This is a genomic window from Petrachloros mirabilis (assembly GCF_975968855.1).
Genome location: NZ_CDLUDY010000002.1, coordinates 1 through 2037 on the forward strand (window position 1 = coordinate 1; position 2037 = coordinate 2037).

Genomic DNA, 2037 nt, shown 5'->3' on the forward strand with positions numbered 1-2037 from the left:
CGTCAAAGCCGGGTATCGAAATCTCCGCGTTATAGTAGAATTGTTGTACCTGACGCGCTATTGCTATCTCATGCTCCTGCTTCTTGCGCCTAATGAAGTCTGTAATGTCCTTCAAGACGGAGACATAATTCGTGATATTCCCATCGTCATCCTTCATGGGTGAGATGGTCTGGTGGGACCAGTAGTGTTCGCCATCCTTCTTCTTGTTGAGAATGGATCCTCGCCACGTATCTCCACCCGTGATCGTATCCCACAACTGCCTGTGAAAAGCGGCGTCATGCTGGCCGGACTTGAGGATCCGCGGCGTCTGTCCTACGGCTTCGTCGCGGGTGAAACCGGTCGTGGTCTCGAAGGCGGGGTTCACGTGCTCGATGACACCGTACCGGTCTGTGATGACGACGCTGTCGGCCGTCTGGTCCACAACTCGTGCCAACCGCCGCAATTCATCGCGCGCGTTGAGAGATTCGGTAACATCCCGAAACACTAGCCAACCGCCAGCGAGTAAATGCTCGTCACTCGTGATGGGGCCGGCTGAGGCCCGTATCCACAGCCCTGCCGGCCGTTCCGGGTTTCTCACAAACATCAGTTCCTCGGCGACGTGCTCGCCCCGGACGGCCCTGGAAAGAGGAAGTCTCCCGGACGTCAAGGGTGTGGTCTGGTCAATCTCAAAGAATCCACAGTCTGAGGTCCCCTCCCGCCCCCTTAGATCCGTTCCAAGTATTCGCTCGGCTGCGGAATTGAAAAACTGGATTCTGCCATCCTGGTCTGAAATGATCATCCCATCACCAATGCAACTGAAGGCTGCATGTACCTGACGTAACGTCAGTTGGGATGAACTACGTGCTACGGGAGGTCTATGTACGGGATCGGAAAAGTAGTCCAGCGGTGAGTCACGGTTTTGAAAGAAAAATCCCAGAGAAGATCGCGGCAGAGCATCCGCCGTTCGACCCTCTCAGCTCGCCTGGCACAAGAGGTCCAGATATGCGCGACGCCATCTCCACCAAGGATCTACTCGCCGACGTCAACATGTATTGAAACGGCGTGCTCAACCCGAGGGCCATTTCGAGCGCTTCCCCAATTCGGCCCGAAGGTCGTTCAAGGCGATTTTCAGCTGAAGGCGCAGTCGCGAAATCTGCGGACTGTCTGAGAACTGCCCGATGGCCCGACCGAGGCTCTCACATCGGTCAATCGCCACCGCAATATCCGCCGAAGACATCGACTGTTCCGAAGAGCTCGAGAAGGGATTCTCCACATTCATCACCACTGTCTGTAGTCATCGTGCCGGCTGATGACATAACAGTACGAAGCAGGATGAGCGCTTTTCGGCGACGGTAGCTGGAAGGCCATCTAGCTATCGTGAACGTACACGGGTCGGATTAGTTGCCGTGACAAAGCACACGCGTCTCCGGTCCCGGACCGATCTGCTTTCTTGGAGGGCAGAGGCGCCACGCCGTCAACGGTTTGCCGGAGTGGCAGCTGACCATGCTGGCACAAAGACCCAAGGCCCCTCGAGCGAGAATCATGTGTGGTACGTAGCTGGGACATACGGCCGGAAGAGCGTACGGATCTCGGCCCCACCCGTGTACCCTCCGTATACCCACCAAGATGGGTTGTCCGATCAAAGATAATCCTGCAACGTATTAGCGTATGTTCTCGCAAATGGCATTGTTGAGGTCACGGGTTCGACTCCCGTTGGCTCCACAGAGAATCCTATCAGAAGTGCCGATTGAGGTTAGTCTGGCTGGATTCGGTGAATGTAGCTCGAGGGACACGCAGCCCGCGGCTACATCGACCTGATCCGTGTACCATATTTGCACCCTCCTCACCCAACCACCGCCAACGGCCTCGTCTCGACGTAGTCTCCGGTCTGGAGACGATGGAAGTACAATCGGGAGACTGATCAGCGATCACGCCGCGTCTTTTGACCGACGACCTGGATTTGTGCCGCGCACGTCCTTTCAAGTTCGTCGGCGGCCTCCAAAGCGTGGGCGAAACTTATCCTGGCCGTTGTACCCAAAAAATGGGCGCGCTCCTTAC

The 2037-nt window shown here is 56.4% G+C and carries 1 protein-coding gene; it reads right to left on the reverse strand.

Features of this window, described 5'->3' with window-relative positions; translation table 11 throughout:
- Positions 1 to 931, reverse strand: a 931-nt coding sequence (locus tag ACWVCN_RS00020) for a PAS domain S-box protein (protein WP_455243450.1), incomplete at its 3' end; no start/stop codon positions are given.
- Between the last annotated feature and the right edge of the window lie 1106 nt (positions 932 to 2037).